The following is a 23,450-nucleotide window of genomic DNA, read 5'->3' as shown; positions in this document are numbered from 1 at the left end:
GCCTAAGTACGGTGTCCCGGGTCCAGGAGGCAGCCATGTCGGCACCAGCAGGAGCACATCGCGAACCCCGCCCGTCCACCGTCTCCATGTGGACGCTCCTCGCCGCCGGCGTGGCCGCCACCGCCGTCTCGACGCCGCCCGCGCGCGAGTACGCCACCAGCCCGGGCGGGCCGGCCGACACCGCACACGAAGAGGCCGCTCCGGAATCCGAAGCGGCCTAGGAGCGGAGCGCCGTCACCCGGTCGGGTGAAGCGCGGGCGATCCGTCAGGGAACGACGACGACCTTCGAAGTGATCGTCGCGAAGGCCCACATCGCGTCGCCGTCGGCACGGGTCATGCGGATGCCGCCGGTCTTCTTGTTCGGGTCGGGCTCCGGCAGCGCGCCGTCCGTACGGGCGCTGAAACCGACCGCCACACCCTCCGTGCTGGCGAACCGCACGACGTGCTCGATCGGCACGCCGTCCGAGCCCGTGACCGTACCCGAGCGCGACCCGACCGTGTAGGCGCCCGGCTTCGGGTGCACCGTGCTCGGCATCACCGTGAACGACTTCGGCGGCTGCGCGGGGTCGCCGACCAGCCACACCCGCTTCTGGCCCACCGAGTACACGACGCGCACCCCGGTGCCGGAACCCTCGGGCACGGCCACCGGCTTCGCCGGGTCCTGCTTGGCGGCCGGGCTCGCGGCGGGGGCCGGCTCCGCCACGGCGGCCTTCGGGGGACGCACGGGCGCCGTGGCGGAAGCCTGGTAGCCGAGGAAACCGACGACGGTCACTGCCACGGCGGTGAGCCCGGCCACGATTCCCGAGCTGCTGCGTGCCACCTTGCTCCACCTCTCCGCGCCGACTGATACCACGTCCGGTACCCCGTCGAAAGGTAGCAGCCGCCCTGCTCCGAGACCGGCCGCAAGGGGTGCGGCCGCCGGAGTCGTAGGCTGTTCGCGTGCTCTTGCTCGCCGTAGATACCGCCACGCCCGCCGTCACCGTCGCCCTGCACGACGGTGAGTCCGTCGTCGCCGAGTCGAACCAGGTCGACGCCCGCCGCCACGGGGAGCTCCTGCTGCCCTCCGTGGACAAGGTCCTCGCCGAGGCCGGGGTCACGCTCGAAGCCGTCACCGGCATCGTCGTCGGCGTCGGCCCCGGCCCCTACACCGGGCTGCGCGTCGGCCTCGTCACCGCCTCCACCTTCGCCGCCGTGCTGGGCGTGCCCGTGTACGGCCTGTGCACGCTCGACGGCCTCGCGTACGCCGCCGGGACCGCCGGTATCGAGGGCCCCTTCACCGTCGCCACCGACGCGCGGCGCAAGGAGGTCTACTGGGCCCGGTACGAGGACCCGCGCACGCGCGTCGGCGAGCCCGCCGTGGACCGCCCGGCCGACATCGCCGAGCAGGTCGCGGGCCTGCCCGCGGTCGGCCAGGGCGCGCTCCTGTACCCCGAGGTGTTCCAGGACGCCCGGGGCCCCGAGCACCAGTCGGCCGCCGCGCTGGCCTCGCTGGCCGTGGAACGACTGGCCGCGGGCCTGGCGTTCGAAAACAGTGGGGGCCTGCCTCCGACCCCGCTCTACCTGCGCCGACCCGACGCCCAGGTACCCAAGAACTACAAGGTGGTCACGCCGCAGTGACCCCCCACACGCTGCGCGAGATGCGCTGGTGGGACATCGGGCCCGTACTGGAACTGGAGCACGAGCTGTTCCCCGAGGATGCCTGGTCCGCCGGGATGTTCTGGTCCGAACTCGCCCACGCACGCGGCCCGCAGGCCACGCGCCGCTACGTCGTCGCCGAGGACGCGGCGGGCCGCCTGGTCGGCTACGCCGGACTCGCCGCCGCCGGCGACCTGGCCGACGTACAGACCATCGCGGCCGCGCGCGACCAGTGGGGGACCGGGCTCGGCGCCCGGCTCCTGACCGACCTGCTGCGCGCCGCCACCGCGTTCGAGTGCGCCGAGGTGCTGCTGGAGGTACGGGTGGACAACACCCGCGCCCAGAAGCTCTACGAGCGCTTCGGCTTCGAGCCCATCGGCTTCCGGCGCGGCTACTACCAGCCCGGCAACGTCGATGCGCTCGTCATGCGACTGACCGACCCCGCACAAGCACGAACTGAGAGCAGTGAGAGCAATGGCTGACGAACCGCTCGTCCTCGGCATCGAGACCTCTTGCGACGAGACCGGCGTCGGCGTCGTCCGTGGCACCACCCTGCTCGCGGACGCGATCGCGTCGAGCGTCGACGAGCACGCCCGCTTCGGCGGCGTCGTGCCCGAGGTGGCCTCGCGGGCCCACCTGGAGGCGATGGTCCCCACCATCGAACGCGCCCTGAAGGAGGCCGGGGTCAGCGCCCGCGACCTCGACGGCATCGCCGTCACCGCGGGACCCGGCCTCGCCGGTGCGCTGCTCGTGGGCGTCTCGGCGGCCAAGGCCTACGCGTACGCGCTCGGCAAGCCGCTGTACGGGGTGAACCACCTGGCCTCCCACATCTGCGTGGACCAGCTGGAGCACGGGCCGCTGCCGGAGCCGACGATGGCGCTGCTGGTGTCCGGCGGCCACTCCTCGCTGCTGCTGGCCCCGGACATCACCTCCGACGTACGGCCGCTCGGCGCGACCATCGACGACGCGGCGGGCGAGGCCTTCGACAAGATCGCGCGCGTGCTCCAGCTGGGCTTCCCGGGCGGTCCGGTCATCGACCGGCTCGCACGCGAGGGCGACCCGAAGGCGATCAAATTCCCGCGCGGGCTGACGGGGCCGCGCGACGCCGCGTACGACTTCTCCTTCTCCGGGCTCAAGACGGCCGTCGCCCGCTGGATCGAGGCGAAGCGCAACGCGGGCGAGGACGTCCCGGTGCGCGATGTGGCGGCGTCCTTCCAGGAGGCCGTGGTGGACGTGCTCACGCGCAAGGCGATCCGGGCGTGCAAGGACGAGGGCGTCGACCACCTGATGATCGGCGGCGGCGTCGCGGCCAATTCCCGGCTGCGCTCGCTGGCGCAGGAGCGGTGCGACGCCGCGGGGATCGTGCTGCGCGTACCGCGGCCGAAGCTGTGCACGGACAACGGCGCGATGGTCGCGGCGCTGGGCGCGGAGATGGTCAAGCGGAACCGGCCCGCATCGGACTGGGACCTGTCGGCGGATTCCTCGCTGCCGGTGACGGACCCGCACGTGCCGGGTACCGCGCACACGCACACGCACGATCATGGCCATGGCCACACCCACGATCACGACCACGTGCACGAACTGAGCAAGGACAACCTGTACTCGTGAGCACCGTCGCGCTGATGTGGGAGGCCCGGGCCGCCGACGGCCGGGGCAACGAGCTGCTGGAGTGGGCCCGCGCCCAGGTCCTCGCCCGGGAGCCGGTGCGCCGCGAGGTGTTCCGCGCCCCGCAGGACCGGGTCCTCGTGATCACCTGGTGGGAGGCCGCCGAAGGCGTGGCGGCCGACCTCCCCGAGCTGCCCGAACCCGCGGCCGACCTGATCACGCGGGCGGTGCACCGCTGGCGGTTCGAGTCGGTGGGGGTCGACGGGGGCTGAGCGGGGCCGGAGGCCGGGACCCGCGGCACGGGACCGGACCCGCACGCCCCACCCCGGCCGGGCACGGGCCGTATCGCCCATCCGCCGGGCCACCGCCGGGCACGTCGCTGCCGGCCCCGTACGGGCCCGGCGCGTAGTGCCGGACCCGCGTCTCACCGGTCGAGCGTCGCCGCAGGCGGCCCGGCAGGCGGCCCGGCAGGGGCGCCGATGAGCATCGAGGGAGCTCCCGCCACCCGGGTCAGGAAGACGGTCGCGGAGTTCGGCCCCTGCGGTTTGACCTTCCTGCGCAGCTCCTCGGGCTCGATCGCCGAGCCGCGCTTCTTCACGGTCAGGATCCCGACCCCGCGCTCGCGCAGCAGCGCCTTCAGCTTCTTCAGGCCGAAGGGCAGCACGTCGGTGATCTCGTACGCCGTCGCGTACGGCGTCGCGCGCAGCTCGTCGGCGGTGATGTAGGCGATGGTCGGGTCGATCAGCCGGCCGTCCAGCTGCCCGGCGACCTCGGCGACCAGATGGGCGCGGATGACGGCCCCGTCGGGCTCGTAGAGCCAGCGGCCGACCGGCCCGGCCGCCGGATCGGGCAGCGGATCGGCCGTGTGCAGCCCGCGCGGTCCGGGGAGCAGGGTGGCGCGCACGGTCCCCGGCGCGGTTCCGAACCAGAGCACGGCCTCCTTGACGTCCCCCTGGTCCGAGATCCACTCGGCCTCGGCCTCCGCGGGCACGGCCTCGTGCGGGATTCCGGGGGCGATCTTGATGGCGGCGTACTTCGCCGCACGGGCCGTCTCCACCGCCCACGACAGCGGCGGGGAGTACGACTCCGGGTCGAAGATCCGGCCGCGCCCGCCGCGCCGGGCCGGGTCGATGAAGACGGCGTCGTAGCCGGCGGTGTCCACCTCCGTCACATCCGCCTCCAGGACCTCGATCAGGTCCGCCAGCCCCAGCGCCTCCGCGTTGGCCCGCGCGACGGCGACCGTGAGCGGGTCGTGGTCCACCGCGAGGACCCGGATGCCGAGCCGGGCCAGGGCCAGGGCGTCGCCGCCGATGCCGCAGCACAGGTCCGCGAGGCTGCGTACGCCCAGGGCGGCGAGCCGCTCGGCCCGGTACGAGGCCACGGACGCGCGGGTGGCCATCTCGCCGCCGCCGGGCGTGAAGTACATCCGGAAGGCGTCCTCGGCGCCGAACTTCGCCACCGCGCGCTGCCGCAGCCGGGCCTGCCCGAGAGCGGCGGAGACCAGGGCGGCGGGGTGCTCGCGGCGCAGCCGGGTGGCGACGGCCAGCTCCTGGGAGGGGTCGTAGTCGCGGAGCGAGTCCAGGAGGGCGCGGCCCTCGGGGGCGAGGAGGGCGGCGAAGTCTTCGGGGGTCACGGGTCCATTGTCGGCGACGGTCCGGCCCGGGGGCGGCGCGGGCGGGCGCCCCCGGACCGGACGGTGTGGGCCAGTCGAAGGAAGGTGGGACCGCGTTCGCGGTGTCTTCCGGGGAGCCCGTGTGTCGGGTGCCAGGATGCGCTGCTATGCAGCTAGTACGACAAAAAGGAAATACGTCGCAACAAGGTCACCGGTACGCGGCAGGTCCGCGCGGCCGGTTCGGGGTGGCCGTCGCAGCCCTGCTCGTCGCCGCCCTCGGGACGGCGTGCGGCTCCGGGGACTCAGGGCCCGACAAGGCCGCGAAGGCGAAGGCCGCGGAGGCGGGCGCGGCGGGCGCGGCGGGCGCGCGCAGCGCCGCCGAGAAGGCCAGGGCGGCCCAGCAGGCGCGCGTCGTCGCGGCGAAGAAGTGGGGCCTGCGCAAGACCCCGCTCGCCGCCCCGCCGGCGCCGAAGGCGAAGCCCGCGATCACCACGCGCGAGGGCTTCGAGGTGGAGGACCAGGAGGAGTACCCGAACGTCTTCACCACGGTCCCGACCGAGGACAAGGTCGTCTTCCTGACGATCGACGACGGCTCGGAGAAGGACCCCGAGTTCCTGAAGATGATGCAGGAGCTCAAGATCCCGTACACGGCCTTCCTCAGCGACTACGTCGTACGGGACAACTACCCGTACTTCAAGCAGATGCAGGCCGCGGGCGTCACCCTGAACAACCACACGCTCAACCACCGCTACATGCCGGGCCTGTCGTACGAGCAGCAGCGCGAGGAGATCTGCGGCCAGCAGGACACGATCCAGAAGCAGTTCGGCAAGCGGCCCACCCTCTTCCGCCCGCCGTACGGCAACTACAACCAGGACACGCTGCGCGCGGCGAAGTCCTGCGGCATCAAGGCGGTCCCGCTGTGGAACGCGGAAGCGTTCACCAACCGGATGGACTACCGGGAATGGGACCGCGATCTGCACCCCGGTGACATCATCCTCACTCACTTCCGGGGCAAGGAGGACTGGAAGGGAACGATGCCTGACATGATCCGTCATGTCATGAAGACCGTCACGGACAAGGGGTACGCCGTGGCCCGCCTGGAGGACTATCTGTGAAGCACGCGCGCCGGTTGGTGGCCGGAACGCTGGCGGCCGGCGCGCTCGCGCTGTCCCTGACGGGGTGCGGGGACAGCGCGGCCCCCACCGAACGACTGGCCGGCAAGACGGCGCAGCCGACACCCGAGGGCGGCAGCGCGACGCCGTCGACGGCGTCGCCGGCACCGGCGCCGGGGGGCGCCTCCGACGAGGCGTACAAGAAGTGGGGCCTGACGGCCCCCCTCCAGTACGCGCCCAAGCCGGCCCAGAAGCCGCAGATCCCGAAGCCGGGCGCGGGCAAGGTCGCGGTGATAGACCGAATACCCGTCCCGGCGGACGACAAGGTCGTCTTCCTGACCTTCGACGACGGCGCGGAGAAGGACCCCGAGTTCCTGAAGATGGCGGCCGACCTCAAGCTGCCGATCAGCATGTTCCTCACGGACAACGTGGCTTCGTCGGACTACGGGCACTTCGAGAAGATCCGCGACAACGGCTCGGCGAGCACGATAAACAACCACACGCTGACGCACCCGAATCTGCGGACCCTCTCCTTCGAGGCGCAGAAGAAGGAGATATGCGGCCAGCAGGAGCGCCTGGAGAAGCGCTTCGGCAAGCGCCCGCCGCTTTTCCGCCCGCCCTTCGGCAACTACAACGACGACACCCTCCGGGCGGCCTCGGAGTGCGGAGTCTCGTCCCTGGTGCTGTGGCGGGTCTCGATGCAGATCAACAACTTCCAGTACGCCGGGGGCTCCGCCCTCAAGCCGGGCGACATCATCCTCGCCCACTTCCGCGGCCCCGGTGAGCTCAAGGGCACGACGGAAACCCAGATGACGACGCGCATGCTCCAGCGCATCCAGGAACAGGGCTACCGCATAGGCCGCCTGGAGGACTACCTGTAGGGCGGGGGCCGGGACCGGGGTCAGTCTCGCCACGCGGTGGGCGATCCGGGCGGCCGGGGCGGGGCCGCCTGCTCGGCCCAGTTCGCCCGCCAGGACCACGCAGCCCGGGTCCAGGATCGACGACTGCTCGCTCTGGCAGGCCGTGTGGCTCGCCCCGAACGCCGTGCGCCGCCTTCCCGTCGAAGGCGCCGACGCCGGACTGTTGTCCCTGCGACTCTCCCGGCGATGCTCGCGCGGGAGCGCCCCGCGGCGCGTGGCTGCGGGGCGCCGGGGCGCCTTGAGGGGTTCAGTCGACCTGCTCCCCGTTGTGCGTGCCGCCCTTGCAGTAGTTGCCCGCGTCATTGACCGCGGGCGTTCCGCCGCCCTGCTTGCACTCAGAAGGGGTGACGTAGGTTGGGGCACCCTGTGCGGCGGTGGCGGCGGTGGCGGCGCCTGTGAGGCCGAGTCCGGCGAGGGCTGCCGTGGCGATGACGGCGGCGAGGGTTCGTCGAATGCGCATGTGGTTTCCCTTTCACGGATTGCCTCGGGTGGGGCACTAGCCAGTTTGATCTTCACCCGTGTGGGTGGCACGTCATGTTGCGCCATTCGGGTGACGGTGCCGTCGGGTGCGGGGTCTGTTATGCGACCCGTCCGGACAACACACCTAGGCGGAGGCGACGACCTTGCCGGCCGTGACCTGCGGAGGGTTGGGCAGGAACTGAGTCAGGTTGTCGCGGACGAAGTCCGCAGCCCTCTCGACCGACTCGTCGGCGCCCGCACGGTCCCGGAAGACGCTGGTGGACACCATCACCCCGCCCCCGGCGTCGACCCAGAAGTACGCCACGAAACCGGAAACCTGGCGCATGATCGGCACGAACCCCTCGTCGACGATGCGTCCTGCCTCGGCCGGGTCGGTCACGCCTTCATACCGCCGGACTGCTGCGTACATGGTGGATCCCCTCAACGGTGCTCGGCGTCGTCGTTGCGAAGAGGACGTACCCGGACCGGCCTCACTCGGCCCGCGCGGCCCCCGGCAATCACCGGAAGAGACCTCGCCGGCCGCGCGAACGGGCGGTTTCCCCGGGTCGGACGAGCGGCCGTTAGGGTGCGGCCGACCGGATCCTCGGCACGCCGACGTGGTGCGTGGGCATGCTCAGTCAGCGGTGGAGCCGTGGACGCGACATCCGGGAGGAGAAGCACAATGCCCAGGCGTGACTGCGAGGACGACCCCGAAGCCCCCATGGCGAACAGCCTGGTGCCGGCCGCTTCCGAGATCGTCGTCGATGGCGAGGGCCGTGTGTTGCTGCAGCGACGTACGGACAATGAGATGTGGGCCCTGCCCGGCGGAAAGATGGAGCTCGGGGAGAGCATCGGCGACTACGCGGTCCGGGAGACACTTGAGGAGACCGGCATCACGGTTGAGATCGCCGGGATCGTAGGTACGTACACGAACCCCCGACACGTCTTCGCCTATGACGACGGGGAAGTCCGTCAGGAATTCTCGATCTGCCTTCTCGCCCACCCCACTGGCGGAAGCCTGCGGACGTCCGACGAGTCGTTCGAAGTCGCGTGGTTCACTCCCGAAGCGACCGACGATCTCCCGATGGTGTCCAGCATCCGCAATCGCATCGATGACTGGCGAGCAGGCGGCGGGCCTGTCGTGCGCTGACCTCAAGGAGGACAGCGGACTCTCTCAGGCGTCGAAGTCGTACTCCAGCACGTACGCAGCGGAGTCCAGCGTCATCTCGTTGATCTCGACAGCTCGCCCGCCCTCGGCGAACGCGGTGCGCACGATCTGGATGACAGGCGTGCCCATGGAGAGCGACAGCCGCTCGGCCTCACCGGCCGAGGGCATCCGCGAGCGGATCTCCTCCCGGAAATGAACGGGCGCATGCCCCAGCTCGGCCAACCGCGCGTACGTCCCGCCGGGACCGGTGTCGGCCTGTGTGATGGCAGAGTCCCCGACGATGTCCGACGGCAGGTACGACACCGCGAACAGCACGGGCTTGCCGTCAAGCACGAAGCGGCGGCTGCGGGCCCACACCTCAGTCCCTGCCGGAACGCCCAGCGCGCCGCAGACGCGGTCGTCCGCCTCTTCTTCACGTACGTCGATCTGGTCGACGACCAGCTCCCGATCCCCGGAATCGGCGGACCAGACGGACCGCCCCGAGCCCCACTGCTCCTGCGCCAACCGCTGGATACCGCGCCGCCGCAGAGGCTTGAACGCCCTCCGCGCATCGGCGATCCGCTGGTGTTCCGGCTGACGGGTGCTGCCCTGGCTGGTCATGAAACTGATCACCCCTTTTGCGTTCCAACACCTTAGGGCCGTAGGTAGGTGTCCATCAGTGAGATGGAAGGCGTCTCCTCCGTGAGGGTGGCGGCCAGGTGCGGCCAAAGCGATGTGTAGTCGGGTCTGCGCTGGTGGACTAGAACTGGCTCCAGCAACCCCAGACGGATCGCAGTCGCTGTGATCGAGGAGCGCGTAGCGATGTGGTGCGCTTCCCCGATCCGGGAGGCCGTCTCTATGGGCCCCGCCTCCTGGCTGTGCGCTTTCGCGCCCGACCGGGCCGGGCATCTCCGACCGCCCCGTCCTGGTCCTTGAGGGACCGGCCCGAACCGGAGAGACGATGAGACTGACGGGAAACCCCCATACGCATCCCTGATTCCGCCCGAGAGGCTCCCGTTCACCGAAGCCACCCCCGCGCCTGGGGCGGGTGGGCGAACGCCGCCGCGGGGTGGTGGCTCAAAAGCGGTAATCCTGCCGAGGCGAAGCGCACCGAAGCCGCCCCGCCTCCTACACCCGCACCGCCGGCGTGATCGTCGTTTCCGCCGGGCCGTGGGTGTCCGCCTCGCGTTGGCGTTCCGCGCTGTCGCTGATGCGGATGAGCAGCGCGATCATGATCCAGTTGGCAAGGAGGGATGAGCCGCCCTTGGCCAGGAAGGGCAGGGCCTTGCCCGTCAGGGGGATCAGGCCCGTCACGCCGCCCGCGACCACGAAGACCTGCAGGGCCAGCGCCGCCGCCAGGCCCACCGCGAGCAGCTTGCCGAAGGGGTCGCGTGCGCCGAGTGCCATCCGCAGCCCCCGCTGCACGAGGAGCGCGTAGAGGATCAGCACGGCCATGACCCCGGCCAGGCCCAGCTCCTCGCCCACCGTGGTCAGGATGAAGTCGCTGCGCCCGGCGAACGCGATCAGCTCGGGGTGGCCCATGCCGAGGCCCGTGCCGGAGACGCCGCCCGTGCCGAAGCTGAACAGTGCCTGCGCCGACTGGTCCGAGGTGATTCCGGCCGGCCGGTTCTCCCAGTAGAACGACAGCGGGTTGAGCCACGCGGCCACGCGTGCCTTGACGTGCGGCTCCGTCGAGCCGACCACGAAGGCGCCCGCCGAGGCCATGAGCAGGCCGCAGACGATCCAGCTGGTGCGTTCGGTGGCGACGTACAGCATCACCACGAACACCCCGAAGAAGATCAGCGAGGTGCCGAGGTCGCGTTCGAAGACCAGGACCAGCATCGAGACGATCCACACCGTGACGATCGGGCCGAGCTGGCGCATCGGGGGCAGCCGCACGCCCAGGAACCTGCGGCCCGTCAGGGCCAGCGAGTCTCGGTGGATGACCAGATAGCCGGCGAAGAAGATCGCGATCATGATCTTCACGAACTCGCCGGGCTGCAGCGAGAAGCCGAAGAGTTTGATCCAGCGCTTCGCACCGTAGGTGTCCGCGCCGAAGAAGGCGGGCGCGATCAGCAGTACCAGCGCGACGGCCATGTTGATGTAGATGAACCGCTGCAGCAGCCGGTGGTCGCGCAGCAGCGCCAGCACCAGCAGGCAGGCGGCGACGCCGACCACCGTCCACATCAGCTGGCCGGGGGCGTTCGCGTCCGAGTTGTAGCGCTCGATGTAGCCCTGGTCGAGGCGGTGCAGCAGCACCAGCCCGAGGCCGGTCAGCAGCATGGCGAGCGGGAAGATCAGCGGGTCGGCGTAGGCCGCGAAACGGCGTACGCCCAGATGCCCCACCAGGGACAGCAGGGTCATGCTGAGGGTGAAGTCGACGAATTTGGGCGGCAGCTCGCCGTTCATGGCGAGGCCTGCGGTGGCGTGGCCGAAGACGGCGATGGCGATGACGAAGACCAGGAGCAGCGCCTCGGTGCGGCGGCGGGCGACCGCCGACGTCAGGGGTTTCAGCCCAAGCACGGGATGCCGCCGCCGTCCTTGGGGGCGGACGGGGAGGGTGGCGGGGGTGCCGCCTCGGGTGAGGACGTGGCGCCCGATGCGCCGGGGTCAGCGGAAGCTTTGGGTCCGATCTGCTCGGCAATGAGGCGCTTTATCTTCATATCATCTACGACGTTGGAGCCCTCCCCATGGTTCCTCTGGGCCCTGTGGGCGGCTCGGCGGTGTGCTTCGGCGCGGGCCGTGTGCCGGGCGCTGCCCGGACCCGCGCCTCAATCGCCGGCGGGGCTGGTAATGCGGGCCCGTGCCTCGGTGGGCGGCGGGGCTGGAGGTGGCGGGCCTGTCGGTAGGGGTCGGGGTGGGGGGCCGGGGCGGGGTGTCTCCTCGGCTCGGCGCGTGCGGGCATGTCTCGGCTGTGGGCGGTGGTTGCGCGCTCGTCCTGCGGGGACACCCCGCCCCGTCCCCCCACCCCTTCACGCCGTCGAAGCCCACAGGGGGGATGGAAGCCGCCCTGTCGAAGCCCTGCCGTGGGGCGGGGACACGCAGGAGGGTCCCCGCAGGACGAGGCGCGACCGCGGCCGTCTGGCCGTGACAAGCCCGAACGCGCCGAGCCGAGGAGACCCTCGTGCGGGGCACCGCCCCACACCACCCAGCCCCGCCGGCGATTGAGGCGACCCACCACGGCAGGGAAGCCACACCGCCGAGCCGACCGCAGGGCACCCCGCACGGGCACCGGTCCCGCCGGCGATTGAGGCGACCCACCTCGTCAGGAGGATCCGCGCCCCCGAGCGCCCGGCAGCGGCCCCCACGAGTTGGGGCCCACGGCCGGCTCCGGCGGGCGGTTCCGGCGACGTCTGCGGCGGTCGACGGCGTCGCGGGTGGCCGCGGTCAGTGCCCAGGCCGGGAACGCGAAGCCGATCAGCCCGATGCACAGCAGGGGTGCCAGCGACATGAGCCCCGGCCGCACGGCCTCGTCGGCCGACGGTCCGCTGACCCGGGAGGCCACCGGTCCGGTCGGATCGGTTTCGAACAGGCCCTCGGCCGCGATCCGGTGGATGGTGAACGATCCGTCGGCAGCGGTGAAGGAGCCGACGCACACCCGCTGCCAGGCGTCGTCGTAGTCCTTCTGTCCCTGGCACTGCTCCGCGCGGAAGTTGCCCTCCACCCCCGTCAGCTTGGTCATCAGTCGCGGTCCGGCCAACCCGAACGCGGAGATCCCGATCACCAGGCCCACGGTGATCGAGATGATGTCGCGCCAGCGCAGCTCGGCGTTTCTCCTGGTCATGCGGTGGAGAGTAGCGATCTCCGGCCTTCGTGAGCCCCCGGGGGGCCAGCGTTCCGGTCCGGTCCGCGCAACGCCCGGCGGTCGGGAATTGGCACTCCGCTTGACCGAGTGCTAATCGCCGGAATAGTCTCGCACCTGGCACTCACCCCTGGTGAGTGCCAACACAGCGACAGGCAGATCCGGCACCCGCGACGACGGATCGACCTGGTCGCCACCTCAGACAGTTAACCCCGGATCTCCGAAGGGGGAGGTCGGATCGTGACGACCACCAGCTCCAAGGTTGCCATCAAGCCGCTTGAGGACCGCATTGTGGTCCAGCCGCTGGACGCCGAGCAGACCACGGCCTCCGGCCTGGTCATCCCGGACACCGCGAAGGAGAAGCCCCAGGAGGGCGTCGTCCTCGCGGTGGGCCCGGGTCGCTTCGAGGACGGCCAGCGTCTCCCGCTGGACGTCACCGTCGGCGACATCGTGCTCTACAGCAAGTACGGCGGCACCGAAGTGAAGTACAGCGGCGAGGAGTACCTCGTCCTCTCGGCTCGCGACGTGCTCGCGATCGTCGAGAAGTAATTCTCTTCATCAGTACTGCTTTGAGCTGCGCCCCTGGTCACCCCGCTGATTGCCGGGCGGCGAGGGGCGCAGCTCGTTAAACCCGAGTTTTCGAGAGGGCTGAACCGCTCCCATGGCGAAGATCCTGAAGTTCGACGAGGACGCCCGTCGCGCCCTCGAGCGCGGCGTCAACAAGCTTGCCGACACGGTCAAGGTGACGATCGGCCCCAAGGGCCGCAACGTCGTCATCGACAAGAAGTTCGGCGCCCCCACCATCACCAACGACGGTGTCACCATCGCTCGCGAGGTCGAGCTGGACGACCCGTACGAGAACCTGGGCGCGCAGCTCGTGAAGGAGGTGGCGACCAAGACCAACGACATCGCGGGTGACGGCACCACCACCGCCACCGTGCTGGCCCAGGCGCTGGTCCGCGAGGGTCTGCGCAACGTCGCCGCGGGTGCGTCCCCGGCCGCCCTGAAGAAGGGCATCGACGCCGCGGTCAAGGCCGTGTCCGAGGAGCTCCTCGCGACCGCCCGCCCGATCGAGGACAAGTCCGACATCGCCGCCGTGGCCGCGCTCTCCGCGCAGGACCAGCAGGTCGGCGAGCTCATCGCCGAGGCGATGGACAAGGTCGGCAAGGACGGTGTCATCACCGTCGAGGAGTCCAACACCTTCGGCCTGGAGCTGGAGTTCACCGAGGGCATGGCCTTCGACAAGGGCTACCTCTCGCCGTACATGGTCTCCGACCAGGAGCGTATGGAGGCCGTCCTCGACGACCCGTACATCCTGATCAACCAGGGCAAGATCTCCTCGATCCAGGACCTCCTGCCGCTGCTGGAGAAGGTCATCCAGGCCGGCGCCTCCAAGCCGCTGCTGATCATCGCCGAGGACGTCGAGGGCGAGGCGCTCTCCACCCTCGTCGTCAACAAGATCCGCGGCACCTTCAACGCGGTCGCCGTCAAGGCCCCCGGCTTCGGTGACCGTCGCAAGGCGATGCTCCAGGACATGGCCACCCTCACCGGTGCCACCGTCATCGCCGAGGAGGTCGGCCTCAAGCTCGACCAGGCCGGCCTGGACGTACTGGGCTCCGCCCGCCGCGTGACCATCTCCAAGGACGACACCACCATCGTCGATGGTGGCGGCAGCCACGAAGAGGTCCTCGGCCGCGTCAACCAGATCAAGGCCGAGATCGAGTCCACCGACTCGGACTGGGACCGCGAGAAGCTGCAGGAGCGCCTGGCGAAGCTCGCCGGCGGCGTCTGCGTCATCAAGGTCGGCGCCGCCACCGAGGTGGAGCTCAAGGAGAAGAAGCACCGTCTCGAGGACGCCATCTCGGCGACCCGCGCCGCGGTCGAGGAGGGCATCGTCTCCGGCGGTGGCTCCGCGCTCGTCCACGCCGTGAAGGTCCTTGAGGGCAACCTCGGCCTGTCGGGCGACGAGGCCACCGGTGTCGCGGTCGTGCGCCGCGCCGCCGTCGAGCCGCTGCGCTGGATCGCCGAGAACGCCGGTCTCGAGGGTTACGTCATCACCTCGAAGGTCGCCGAGCTCGACAAGGGCCAGGGCTTCAACGCCGCCACCGGCGAGTACGGCGACCTGGTCAAGGCCGGCGTCATCGACCCGGTGAAGGTCACCCGTTCCGCGCTGGAGAACGCCGCCTCCATCGCCTCCCTGCTGCTCACGACCGAGACCCTGGTCGTCGAGAAGCCGGCGGACGACGAGGGCGACGCCGGTCACGGCCACGGTCACGGCCACAGCCACTGATCGCGCGCACCACGCCTGGAAGGCCCCGTTCCGCAGCCGCGGAACGGGGCCTTCCCGTTGCCTTGCCCGTGGTTGCCTTCCCCGTGGTGGGGCTCAGGTTCCGTACGGGGAACCCGTTCCGCCCATCTGCTGCTGCAGGGCTCCGGGGTTGTAGTGCCACCAACCCTCGATGATCTCTCCCTCCAGGCACCGGAACGTGGTGCTCCCGGACATGTAGTACGTCTTCCCGGTCGGTGCGACTCCCATGAACGGGCCCTTGTGGGTGCCGGTCCAGTTCCACACCGTCGTGACCATGTCGCCCTCGGCCAGCTGGGCCGTCGTCTCGAAGGTCATGTCGAAGGCTGCGCGCCACGTCTCCATGTCCGACCGCATGGAGTCGCGTCCGATGACGGTGGACTCCGCCTTGCTGGCGTCGTGGTCGATGTAGTTCGTCGCGAAGCAATCGTCGAGGACGCTCATGTTTCCGGCCATGGCCGCTTCCTCGAACACCCGGTTGGCGAGCTGCTTGTTGAGGTGCTCGTCGCGGACCACGTCCAGGTTCATGAACTTCGGCATGCCTTCGCAGAGAGCCACCATCTCCTGGAACATCCGGTCCGTCTCGGGGAGGTGGGAGTTCTTCATGGCCTCTTCGTACGAGGCGAACTCCACCATGTCCACGTAGTGGTTCCGGGCCTCGCGGTCCTGGCCGATCATCGTGTGCGTGGCAGTGCGCCTGCCGCTGCTCTGCTCCGCCCAGCGGTCGATGAGCGCGTTCATCTCGTCGAACCGCCTGGTTTCATAATCGATCACTTGTACGAATGTCATCGCGTCGCCTCCCGCGCTGGATGGGACAGGTCCAGTTTAGGGAGATTTCACCCGGTTGGCTGCTTGTGGCGGGGCCCCTCGGGGCACCCTCCAGGGCTACTGGGGGCCGTACTTCCGGCCCGTACGCGACGACATCCCGCCCAGCAGTCCGCGCGGCGTCAGCTTCACCACGCCCATCAGCGCCTTGTACCGCGGGTCCGGGATCGACACCGTCTTCCCGCGGGCCAGGTCGGCCAGCCCCGCGGCCACCAGCTTGTCGGCGTCCAGCCACATCCAGCCGGGGATGTTGTCCGTGCCCATGCCGGCCCGCTGGTGGAACTCCGTCCGGACGAAGCCGGGGCACAGCGCCATCAGCCGCACCCCGGACCCGCCCAGGTCCCGCGCCGCGCCCTGGGTGAACTGCACGACCCAGGCCTTGCTCGCCCCGTACGTGCCGCGCGGTACGAAGGCGGCCACCGAGGCCACGTTGATCACGCCGCCGCGGCCGCGCGAGCGCATCGATTCCGTGGCCGCCGAGGTCAGCCGCAGGACCGCCTCGATGTGCACCTTCAGCATGGTCAGCTCGTCGGCCATGGAGACTTCGAGGTAGCGGCCCTTGTTGCCGAAGCCCGCGTTGTTGACCAGCAGGTCCACCGGGTGGGTGCGGTCGCCGAGGCGCTGCTCGACCGCCGCGATGCCCTCCTCCGTGGAGAGGTCGGCGGCCAGCACGTCGGCCTCGATGCCGTGCCGGTCGTGCAGCTCGGTGGCCTGCTCGCCGAGCCGCTTGGTGTCCCGTGCCACCAGCACCAGATTGTGCCCCTGGGCGGCCAGCCGCCGGGCGAAGGCGGCGCCGATGCCCGCCGTGGATCCCGTAATCAACGCAGTCGTCATAGGCGCAACCTAGCTTCCCGGGGTGACGGCGTTACCTCGCCCCGGCCCCTGCCCCGTACTTCTCCACGTACAGGCGAACCCGCTCGTGGGCCTCCGGCGCCATCGCCCCGCCCGCGGCCAGGGTGCGCGGCAGCAGGGCCCGCTCGGTGGTGAAGGCACGGAACCACAGCTGCACCGTCACGTCGTGGTCCGGCCGGTGGATGATCTGGATCGGGTCGCCGGGGGAGACCGAACCCTCCTCGATCACCCGTAGATACGCACCCGGCCGGGCCTCCTGGGTGAACCGCTTGACCCAGCCGGCCTCGCCCATGGCCCCCTGGAAGGTCCGGCACGGGATGCGGGCCGAGGCCACTTCGAGGACGACGTCGGTGCCGACCCGCCAGCGGTCGCCGATCCGTGCGGTGTTCAGGTCGATGCCGGAGGTGGTGAGGTTCTCGCCGAAGAGGCCGCCGGGGAGCTCGCGGCCCAGCTCGTGCTCCCACAGGTCCAGGTCCTCGCGGGCGTAGGCGTAGACGGCCTGGTGGTCGCCGCCGTGGTAGCGCCGGTCGCAGACGGTGTCACCCTCCAGGCCGCTGCCGAGGCCGGTGGACCTGGGGCCCGGGGCGACGACGTGGACCGGTCCGGGGACGGGGCGCTTGCCGATGCCCGTCACCCCGCCCTCCGCGTCCGTGTAGTCGGCGGCCGTGGCGCGGCCGAGGTTCACAGAGATCAATTGCATGGAGCCCATGGGAACACGCTAGCCGAGCGCCCCAAAGCGACGCCGGAGTATTGGCTCCGAAATCAAAGTAGGGCTTATGCTCGAAGGGTGATCGAAGCACGCCATCTCCGGGTTCTGCGCGCCGTCGCCGGGACCGGGTCCTTCTCCGCCGCCGCCCGCGAGCTCGGCTGCACCCAGCCCGCCGTCTCCCAGCAGATGAAGGCGCTGGAGCAGTCGGCCGGCACCCCGCTGCTCATCCGCACCGGCCGCGAGATGCGGCTGACCCAGGCGGGCGAGGCCCTGGTCCGCCATGCCGCGGGGATCCTGGCCGGGCTGACCGCCGCCGAGGAGGAGGTCGCGGCCATCGCGGGGCTGCGCGCGGGCCGGGTCCGGCTCGTGTCCTTCCCCAGCGGCAGCTCCACGCTGGTGCCGACCGCGCTCGCGGCGATGCGCGCCGAGCACCCCGGGACCCGTATCTCGCTGGTCGAGGCGGAGCCGCCGCGTTCGGTGGAGATGCTGCGCGAGGGCGACTGCGACCTGGCGCTGGCCTTCCGCTACGGCGGGGCGGCCCATTCCGCCGCGGAGTGGGACGACCTCGTGGTGCGGCCGCTGCTGACCGACCGGCTCGTCGGGCTGGTCCCGGAGGGGCACCGGCTGGCCGGGGCGGAGCGCGTGGGCATGGCGGAGCTGGCGGACGAACCCTGGATCGCGGGCTGTCCGCGCTGCCGGCGCCATCTGGTGGACGTGTGCGAGGGCGCGGGCTTCACCCCGCGCATCGACTTCGCCACCGACGACTACCCGGCGGTGGTCGGCCTGGTCGGCGCGGGGCTGGGCGTGGCGGTGCTGCCGGAGCTCGCGGTGGAGTCCGTACGGGCCAAGGGCGTGAGCACGGTGGCGGTGGAGCCGGCCGTCGAGCGGGAGGTCGTGGCGCTGACCCTGCCCGACCTGGCCCGGGTGCCGGCCGTGGCCGCGACCCTGGCCGAGCTGGAGCGGGCGGCCGCGCGCTGACCCGCGTCCGCCCCCGGCGGCGGCCGGGGGCGCACACCTCGCAGAGCCGGGTACGGCCGAACGGGTGAAACGCGGGCCGGGCGGCGACACGCCCGGGCGTGCCGGTGATTCGAGGAAACGTTCCTTCTGACGTTTCGTCGGCTCTCAGTTCGGCGCGATCGGTCCGATCGCACTCGACGCGGGGATCAGGCGATGCCGGGCGCGGCCCATCAGTTCCTCGCGCTCGTCCTCGGTGAGGCCGCCCCACACCCCGTAGGGCTCTCGGACGGCGAGTGCGTGCGCGGCGCATTCCGCGCGCACCGGGCATCTCATGCAGACCTCTTTAGCCGAGGCCTCGCGCGCGCTCCTGGCCGCGCCCCGCTCGCCTTCCGGGTGGAAGAAGAGGGAGCTGTCGACCCCGCGGCAGGCGGCTAGCAGCTGCCAGTCCCAGAGGTCGGCGTTCGGTCCGGGGAGGCGGGAGAAATCTGCCATTGGTAGTCCCTCTTGGTGCCGGTACTGAGGCGGATACGGTCCATGTCTCCACACCTACTGTCGGAGTAGATGTAAATATGACTCATTGGGAATCTAGCCTCAGACACGTGCCAAACGGAAGGAAAGCCGCCAAATAGGGCATAGCTCCAGATGGAGGACAAGCGGCTCGTGGCTCCTGCGCCGTGATCGCTTCCTCACGTAGAGTGCTGAAGGTGTCCGTCCGACCCGTAACTCTTTCGAGTGACCATCGTTGAGAGTGCGAAGGCGGTTGAACCAATAAGTTCTCGGACAGGTGTCCGGGAGCATCGACCGCACAGGTGACGATACGTACCAGCCTGGAGGCTCAAGGTGACGCGCATCAGCAGCTGCGGAGGGCGGTCATGACATCCGTCCTCGTCTGCGACGACTCCCCGCTTGCCCGAGAGGCGCTCCGCCGCGCGGTTGCCACCGTGCCCGGCGTCGAGCGTGTGACGACGGCTGCCAACGGCGAGGAAGTCCTCCGCCGCTGGGGCGCCGACCGCTCCGACCTGATTCTGATGGATGTACGGATGCCCGGGCTGGGCGGTGTGGAGACGGTCCGCCGGCTGCTCTCGGCCGACCCCGGCGCCCGCATCATCATGCTGACGGTCGCCGAGGACCTGGACGGCGTGGCCCTCGCGGTCGCCGCCGGCGCCCGTGGGTACCTGCACAAGGACGCCTCGCGCGCCGAACTGCGGGCCACGGTCACCCAGGCCCTCGCCGACCCGACCTGGCGACTGGCCCCGCGCCGGCTCCGCTCGGCCGAGATGGGCGCCGCGCCCACGCTCACCGCGCGCGAGATCCAGGTGCTGGAGGGCATGAGCCACGGCCGGTCCAACGCGGAGATCGGGCGCGAGCTCTTCCTCTCCGAGGACACGGTCAAGACGCACGCCCGCCGGCTGTTCAAGAAGCTCGGCGCCTCGGACCGGGCGCACGCCGTGGCACTCGGCTTCCGCTGGGGTCTGGTCCGCTGACCTCCCGGTCGTGGCCGGGCCCGGCCCGGTCCGCCGCAGGCCGCGGATCGTCGAGAGCGGTCCCGTCCGCAACCCGCGGACGGGGCGGCGCGCCGCCCTCGACGGCTCTTGTTGTCGAGGGCATCCCTGCCCCCGCCGTACCCGGTGCGCACCCGGGGATTGGCGGGGCACAATCCGGGGGACGTCTCGCTTCGTGCGCGATGCCGCATCCTTGAGGGTGTGGAGTCTCTCGGGGACTATTCGGCCGAGCGGGAGGGGAGGGCGCAGATGATGAGTTCCGGCGCACCTGCTCATAACGCTTCGATGCACAACAAGGGCCATGGCGGCGCGGATGCTCCGGCGCCAAGGCACCATGGATTGATGCGCGACGACGAGGCCCTGGGGTCACCCGCGGCCACAGGCCCGACCGGCGCCGCCAAAGGCGGCAGTGCCGGGGGCGTCAGCGCGCTCGTACGCAGGGCGGTGGAGGGCGACGAGCAGGCCACGCACGACCTGCTCGCCTTCGTGCACCCCCTCGCGATCCGCTACTGCCGCACCCGGCTCTCGCGATTGCCGGGTGACGCTCGTCACTTCGTGGAAGACCTGGCGCAGGAGGTCTGCGTCGCCGTCCTGATGGCGCTGCCGCGTTACCGGGACACCGGGCGGCCCTTCGAGGCCTTCGTCTTCGCGATCGCCGCGCACAAGGTCGCCGACCTGCAGCGGGCCGCCATGCGGCACCCCGGCAGCACGGCCGTGCCCTCCGACGAGATGCCGGAGCGGCCCGACGACTCGCTGGGCCCGGAGGAGCGCGCGCTGCTCAGCAGCGACGCCGCCTGGGCCAAGAAGCTGCTGGCCAACCTTCCGGAGAACCAGCGCGAGCTCCTCGTCCTGCGGGTGGCCGTCGGGCTGACCGCGGAGGAGACCGGGCAGATGCTCGGCATGTCCCCGGGGGCCGTGCGCGTGGCCCAGCACCGCGCGCTCAGCCGTCTGCGGGCACTCGCCGAGCAGTAGAGCGGCAGGCGGCCGTGCGGGCCCTCGCGGGCCGTGCGGTGCCGCCCTCCGTCCGTGTGCGGCTCCGCACAGGTCCGTGCGCGTCCGAACCGGTCCGTGCGGGTCCGCGCAGATCCACGCCGGTGGCTCGGCGTGGGCCTCGGTCGCGGACCGCAGTCGTAGGAAACGACGAATCTTCTGCTTGACCTTGGTCGTGGAATGAGACGCGTCGGGATCCCGTTAGCATGGACATCCGCGCTGAGCAAGACCATTTGGGAAGGTGTCATGACCGCCGACGGAGTGCCCGACAAATTCGCCACGCTCGGACTGACCTACGACGACGTGCTGCTGCTGCCGGGCGCGTCGGACATGGCGCCTGATGCGATCGACACCTCTTCCCTCATCTCGCGCAACGTGCGCGTGAACGTTCCGCTGCTGTCCGCCGCCATGGACAAGGTCACCGAGGCCCGCATGGCCATCGCCATGGCCCGTCAGGGCGGCGTCGGCGTGCTGCACCGCAACCTCTCCATCGCCGACCAGGCCAACCAGGTCGACCTGGTCAAGCGCTCCGAGTCCGGCATGGTCACCGACCCGATCACGGTGCACCCGGACGCGACGCTGCGCGAGGCCGACCAGCTCTGCGCGAAGTTCCGCATCTCCGGCGTCCCGGTCACCGACCCCGCCGGCAAGCTCCTCGGCATCGTCACCAACCGCGACATGGCCTTCGAGTCGGACCGCAGCCGCCAGGTGCGCGAGGTCATGACCCCGATGCCCCTCGTCACGGGCAAGGTCGGCATCTCGGGCGTGGACGCCATGGAGCTGCTGCGCCGCCACAAGATCGAGAAGCTTCCGCTGGTCGACGACGCGGGCATCCTCAAGGGCCTCATCACGGTCAAGGACTTCGTCAAGGCCGAGAAGTACCCGAACGCCGCCAAGGACAAGGGCGGCCGGCTCCTGGTCGGTGCGGCCGTCGGCGTCGCCGGCGACGCGTACGAGCGCGCCCAGGCCCTGATCGAGGCGGGCGCCGACTTCATCGTCGTCGACACCGCCCACGGTCACTCCCGCCTGGTCGGCGACATGGTCGCCAAGATCAAGTCGAACTCCACCGTCGACATCATCGGCGGCAACGTCGCCACGCGTGACGGCGCCCAGGCACTGATCGACGCCGGCTGCGACGGCATCAAGGTCGGCGTCGGCCCCGGCTCCATCTGCACCACCCGCGTCGTCGCCGGCATCGGTGTCCCGCAGGTCACCGCGATCTACGAGGCCTCGCTCGCCGCCAAGGCGGCCGGTGTCCCGGTCATCGGCGACGGCGGCCTCCAGTACTCCGGCGACATCGCCAAGGCCCTGGTCGCGGGCGCCGACACGGTGATGCTCGGCTCGCTGCTCGCGGGCTGCGAGGAGTCCCCGGGCGAGCTGCTCTTCATCAACGGCAAGCAGTTCAAGTCGTACCGCGGCATGGGTTCGCTCGGCGCGATGCAGTCCCGTGGCGAGCAGAAGTCCTTCTCCAAGGACCGCTACTTCCAGGAGGGCGTGGGCGGCGACGACAAGCTCATCCCCGAGGGCATCGAGGGCCAGGTCCCCTACCGCGGCCCGCTCTCCGCGGTCGTGCACCAGCTCGTCGGTGGCCTGCGCCAGTCGATGTTCTACGTCGGCGGCCGCACGGTCCCCGAGCTGCAGGACCGCGGCCGGTTCGTCCGGATCACCTCGGCGGGCCTCAAGGAGAGCCACCCGCACGACATCCAGATGACGGTCGAAGCACCGAACTACTCCCGCAAGGGCTGAACGGTATGAGCTGAGGGGGCGGGTCCATCGGGCCCGCCCCCTTCGCCGTGCCCGCGCGGGCGTCCGTACAGCGGTCACCGGAACGCGGGCCCCCGGCATTCGGGGATACTGGACGGGCAGACCCAGAGGAAAGGCCACCACACGTGACTGAGATCGAGATCGGGCGCGGCAAGCGCGGCCGCAGGGCGTACGCGTTCGACGACATCGCCATCGTCCCGAGCCGGCGTACCCGGGACCCGAAGGAGGTCTCGATCGCCTGGCAGATCGACGCGTACCGCTTCGAGCTCCCCTTCCTGGCCGCCCCCATGGACTCGGTCGTCTCCCCGCAGACCGCCATCCGCATCGGCGAGCTCGGCGGCCTCGGTGTGCTGAACCTCGAAGGCCTGTGGACCCGGTACGAGGACCCGCAGCCGCTGCTCGACGAGATCACGGAGCTGGACGAGGACGCGGCCACCCGCCGCCTCCAGGAGATCTACTCCGCGCCGATCCAGGCGGACCTGATCCGGCAGCGGATCAAGGAGGTGCGCGACTCCGGTGTCGTCACCGCCGCCGCGCTGTCCCCGCAGCGCACGGCCGAGTTCTCCAAGGCCGTCGTCGACGCGGGCGTGGACATCTTCGTGATCCGCGGCACCACGGTGTCGGCGGAGCACGTGTCGGGCGCTGCCGAGCCGCTGAACCTCAAGCAGTTCATCTACGAGCTCGACGTCCCGGTCATCGTCGGCGGCTGCGCCACCTACACGGCGGCCCTGCACCTGATGCGCACCGGCGCGGCCGGTGTCCTCGTCGGCTTCGGCGGCGGCGCCGCGCACACCACGCGCAACGTGCTCGGCATCCAGGTCCCGATGGCGACCGCCGTCGCGGACGTGGCCGCGGCCCGCCGCGACTACATGGACGAGTCCGGCGGCCGCTACGTGCACGTCATCGCCGACGGCGGCGTGGGCTGGTCCGGCGACATCCCGAAGGCCGTCGCCTGTGGCGCGGACGCCGTGATGATGGGCTCCCCGCTGGCCCGTGCCACCGACGCGCCCGGCAAGGGCAACCACTGGGGCATGGAGGCCGTCCACGAGGACGTGCCGCGCGGCAAGAAGGTCGACCTCGGCACCGTGGGCACCACCGAGGAGATCCTCACCGGTCCCTCGCACACCCCGGACGGCTCGATGAACATCTTCGGCGCGCTGCGCCGCTCGATGGCCACCACCGGCTACAGCGAGCTCAAGGAGTTCCAGCGGGTCGAGGTCACGATCGCGGACTCGCAGCACAGCCGCTGATCGC

The 23,450-nt window shown here is 70.8% G+C and carries 26 protein-coding genes; 15 read left to right on the top strand and 11 right to left on the bottom strand.

The genetic code is table 11. From position 1 onward, the window contains the following. The first annotated feature begins 35 nt into the window (after window positions 1-35). On the top strand, window positions 36-221 hold the full coding sequence (locus tag ACZ4YL_RS18150) for a hypothetical protein (RefSeq protein ID WP_468117533.1): 186 nt from the start codon (window positions 36-38) through the stop codon (window positions 219-221). 44 nt (window positions 222-265) lie between these two features. Here ACZ4YL_RS18150 and ACZ4YL_RS18145 read toward each other — a convergent pair whose 3' ends face one another. Beyond that, on the bottom strand, window positions 266-820 hold the full coding sequence (locus ACZ4YL_RS18145; protein ID WP_468117531.1) for a hypothetical protein: 555 nt from the start codon (window positions 818-820) through the stop codon (window positions 266-268). A 119-nt stretch (window positions 821-939) separates the two neighbouring features. Between ACZ4YL_RS18145 and tsaB the strand changes: the two genes are divergently transcribed. The 4 genes from tsaB to ACZ4YL_RS18125 are packed head-to-tail and all read left to right on the top strand — an operon-like array spanning window position 940 to window position 3,512. Next, window positions 940-1,617 (top strand): tRNA (adenosine(37)-N6)-threonylcarbamoyltransferase complex dimerization subunit type 1 TsaB, encoded by a 678-nt coding sequence (gene tsaB, locus ACZ4YL_RS18140; RefSeq protein WP_468117529.1) that lies wholly within the window; start codon window positions 940-942, stop codon window positions 1,615-1,617. Window positions 1,618-1,637: 20 nt separating this feature from the next. Then, window positions 1,638-2,117, top strand: coding sequence for a ribosomal protein S18-alanine N-acetyltransferase (gene rimI, locus ACZ4YL_RS18135; protein WP_202203724.1), 480 nt, complete (start codon window positions 1,638-1,640; stop codon window positions 2,115-2,117). Further along, window positions 2,110-3,243 (top strand): tRNA (adenosine(37)-N6)-threonylcarbamoyltransferase complex transferase subunit TsaD, encoded by a 1,134-nt coding sequence (tsaD, locus tag ACZ4YL_RS18130; RefSeq protein WP_468117527.1) that lies wholly within the window; start codon window positions 2,110-2,112, stop codon window positions 3,241-3,243. Before rimI ends, tsaD begins: the two co-directional genes overlap by 8 nt. Beyond that, a complete protein-coding gene (locus ACZ4YL_RS18125; protein ID WP_389119695.1) occupies window positions 3,240-3,512 on the top strand; it encodes a hypothetical protein in 273 nt (90 codons plus the stop codon). Before tsaD ends, ACZ4YL_RS18125 begins: the two co-directional genes overlap by 4 nt. A gap of 152 nt (window positions 3,513-3,664) precedes the next feature. On the opposite strand, the gene ACZ4YL_RS18120 is transcribed toward ACZ4YL_RS18125, so the two are convergent. Then, window positions 3,665-4,873: a class I SAM-dependent methyltransferase gene (locus tag ACZ4YL_RS18120; protein ID WP_468117525.1), complete on the bottom strand. Its 1,209-nt coding sequence runs from the start codon at window positions 4,871-4,873 to the stop codon at window positions 3,665-3,667. A gap of 224 nt (window positions 4,874-5,097) precedes the next feature. Here ACZ4YL_RS18120 and ACZ4YL_RS18115 point away from each other — a divergent pair, with 224 nt between their 5' ends. Both ACZ4YL_RS18115 and ACZ4YL_RS18110 read left to right on the top strand, forming a co-directional pair. After that, window positions 5,098-5,967 carry a polysaccharide deacetylase family protein gene (locus tag ACZ4YL_RS18115; RefSeq protein ID WP_468117524.1) on the top strand — a complete coding sequence of 290 codons (870 nt, stop codon included), beginning with the start codon at window positions 5,098-5,100 and terminating at the stop codon, window positions 5,965-5,967. After that, window positions 5,964-6,845, top strand: coding sequence for a polysaccharide deacetylase family protein (locus tag ACZ4YL_RS18110; protein ID WP_468117523.1), 882 nt, complete (start codon window positions 5,964-5,966; stop codon window positions 6,843-6,845). The genes ACZ4YL_RS18115 and ACZ4YL_RS18110 overlap by 4 nt, the downstream gene beginning before the upstream one ends. Before the next feature lie 286 nt (window positions 6,846-7,131). Here the strand turns inward: ACZ4YL_RS18110 and ACZ4YL_RS18105 are convergent, their stop codons facing one another. Next, window positions 7,132-7,344 carry a hypothetical protein gene (locus ACZ4YL_RS18105; RefSeq protein ID WP_468117521.1) on the bottom strand — a complete coding sequence of 71 codons (213 nt, stop codon included), beginning with the start codon at window positions 7,342-7,344 and terminating at the stop codon, window positions 7,132-7,134. Between the two features lie 144 nt (window positions 7,345-7,488). Beyond that, entirely contained in the window at window positions 7,489-7,773 is a 285-nt protein-coding gene (locus ACZ4YL_RS18100) for a hypothetical protein (protein ID WP_468117520.1), read from the bottom strand. A 252-nt stretch (window positions 7,774-8,025) separates the two neighbouring features. On the opposite strand from ACZ4YL_RS18100, the gene ACZ4YL_RS18095 reads away from it, so the two are divergent. After that, on the top strand, window positions 8,026-8,493 hold the full coding sequence (locus tag ACZ4YL_RS18095; RefSeq protein WP_468117519.1) for an NUDIX hydrolase: 468 nt from the start codon (window positions 8,026-8,028) through the stop codon (window positions 8,491-8,493). A 24-nt stretch (window positions 8,494-8,517) separates the two neighbouring features. Here the strand turns inward: ACZ4YL_RS18095 and ACZ4YL_RS18090 are convergent, their stop codons facing one another. The 3 genes from ACZ4YL_RS18090 to ACZ4YL_RS18080 form a co-directional block, all read right to left on the bottom strand. Beyond that, window positions 8,518-9,225 (bottom strand): UTRA domain-containing protein, encoded by a 708-nt coding sequence (locus ACZ4YL_RS18090; RefSeq protein ID WP_468117738.1) that lies wholly within the window; start codon window positions 9,223-9,225, stop codon window positions 8,518-8,520. A 393-nt stretch (window positions 9,226-9,618) separates the two neighbouring features. Further along, the gene (locus ACZ4YL_RS18085) at window positions 9,619-11,013 is read right to left on the bottom strand and encodes an FtsW/RodA/SpoVE family cell cycle protein (RefSeq protein WP_468117518.1); all 1,395 of its coding nucleotides are present in this window, start codon (window positions 11,011-11,013) and stop codon (window positions 9,619-9,621) included. Window positions 11,014-11,755: 742 nt separating this feature from the next. Then, window positions 11,756-12,274, bottom strand: a complete 519-nt coding sequence (locus ACZ4YL_RS18080; protein ID WP_468117517.1) for a hypothetical protein — start codon at window positions 12,272-12,274, stop codon at window positions 11,756-11,758. 258 nt (window positions 12,275-12,532) lie between these two features. Between ACZ4YL_RS18080 and groES the strand changes: the two genes are divergently transcribed. Together groES and groL are read left to right on the top strand one after the other, a co-directional pair. Continuing rightward, entirely contained in the window at window positions 12,533-12,841 is a 309-nt protein-coding gene (gene groES, locus ACZ4YL_RS18075; RefSeq protein WP_030389102.1) for a co-chaperone GroES, read from the top strand. A 112-nt stretch (window positions 12,842-12,953) separates the two neighbouring features. Next, window positions 12,954-14,582: a chaperonin GroEL gene (gene groL / locus ACZ4YL_RS18070; protein WP_327264020.1), complete on the top strand. Its 1,629-nt coding sequence runs from the start codon at window positions 12,954-12,956 to the stop codon at window positions 14,580-14,582. A gap of 93 nt (window positions 14,583-14,675) precedes the next feature. On the opposite strand, the gene ACZ4YL_RS18065 is transcribed toward groL, so the two are convergent. The 3 genes from ACZ4YL_RS18065 to ACZ4YL_RS18055 form a co-directional block, all read right to left on the bottom strand. Then, window positions 14,676-15,371 carry an ester cyclase gene (locus ACZ4YL_RS18065; RefSeq protein WP_468117515.1) on the bottom strand — a complete coding sequence of 232 codons (696 nt, stop codon included), beginning with the start codon at window positions 15,369-15,371 and terminating at the stop codon, window positions 14,676-14,678. A 111-nt stretch (window positions 15,372-15,482) separates the two neighbouring features. After that, a complete protein-coding gene (locus tag ACZ4YL_RS18060) occupies window positions 15,483-16,256 on the bottom strand; it encodes an SDR family NAD(P)-dependent oxidoreductase (protein WP_468117514.1) in 774 nt (257 codons plus the stop codon). A gap of 31 nt (window positions 16,257-16,287) precedes the next feature. Next, entirely contained in the window at window positions 16,288-16,974 is a 687-nt protein-coding gene (locus tag ACZ4YL_RS18055; RefSeq protein WP_468117513.1) for an MOSC domain-containing protein, read from the bottom strand. 87 nt (window positions 16,975-17,061) lie between these two features. On the opposite strand from ACZ4YL_RS18055, the gene ACZ4YL_RS18050 reads away from it, so the two are divergent. After that, entirely contained in the window at window positions 17,062-17,961 is a 900-nt protein-coding gene (locus tag ACZ4YL_RS18050) for a LysR family transcriptional regulator (RefSeq protein WP_314248216.1), read from the top strand. A gap of 144 nt (window positions 17,962-18,105) precedes the next feature. Here the strand turns inward: ACZ4YL_RS18050 and ACZ4YL_RS18045 are convergent, their stop codons facing one another. Beyond that, window positions 18,106-18,432 carry a WhiB family transcriptional regulator gene (locus tag ACZ4YL_RS18045; RefSeq protein ID WP_389704642.1) on the bottom strand — a complete coding sequence of 109 codons (327 nt, stop codon included), beginning with the start codon at window positions 18,430-18,432 and terminating at the stop codon, window positions 18,106-18,108. A gap of 380 nt (window positions 18,433-18,812) precedes the next feature. On the opposite strand from ACZ4YL_RS18045, the gene ACZ4YL_RS18040 reads away from it, so the two are divergent. The 4 genes from ACZ4YL_RS18040 to ACZ4YL_RS18025 all read left to right on the top strand — a co-directional run bounded on the left by ACZ4YL_RS18040 (window position 18,813) and on the right by ACZ4YL_RS18025 (window position 23,446). Further along, on the top strand, window positions 18,813-19,424 hold the full coding sequence (locus ACZ4YL_RS18040) for a response regulator transcription factor (protein WP_003948568.1): 612 nt from the start codon (window positions 18,813-18,815) through the stop codon (window positions 19,422-19,424). A gap of 360 nt (window positions 19,425-19,784) precedes the next feature. Then, window positions 19,785-20,414: a sigma-70 family RNA polymerase sigma factor gene (locus ACZ4YL_RS18035; RefSeq protein WP_030389108.1), complete on the top strand. Its 630-nt coding sequence runs from the start codon at window positions 19,785-19,787 to the stop codon at window positions 20,412-20,414. Window positions 20,415-20,678: 264 nt separating this feature from the next. After that, window positions 20,679-22,178 (top strand): IMP dehydrogenase, encoded by a 1,500-nt coding sequence (gene guaB, locus ACZ4YL_RS18030; protein WP_468117510.1) that lies wholly within the window; start codon window positions 20,679-20,681, stop codon window positions 22,176-22,178. A 143-nt stretch (window positions 22,179-22,321) separates the two neighbouring features. Then, on the top strand, window positions 22,322-23,446 hold the full coding sequence (locus ACZ4YL_RS18025) for a GuaB3 family IMP dehydrogenase-related protein (protein ID WP_189733282.1): 1,125 nt from the start codon (window positions 22,322-22,324) through the stop codon (window positions 23,444-23,446). Window positions 23,447-23,450: the final 4 nt, after the last annotated feature.

It is taken from the genome of Streptomyces sp. NPDC030021 (assembly GCF_055574035.1).
This window is presented reverse-complemented; position numbering and strand designations above follow the sequence as displayed.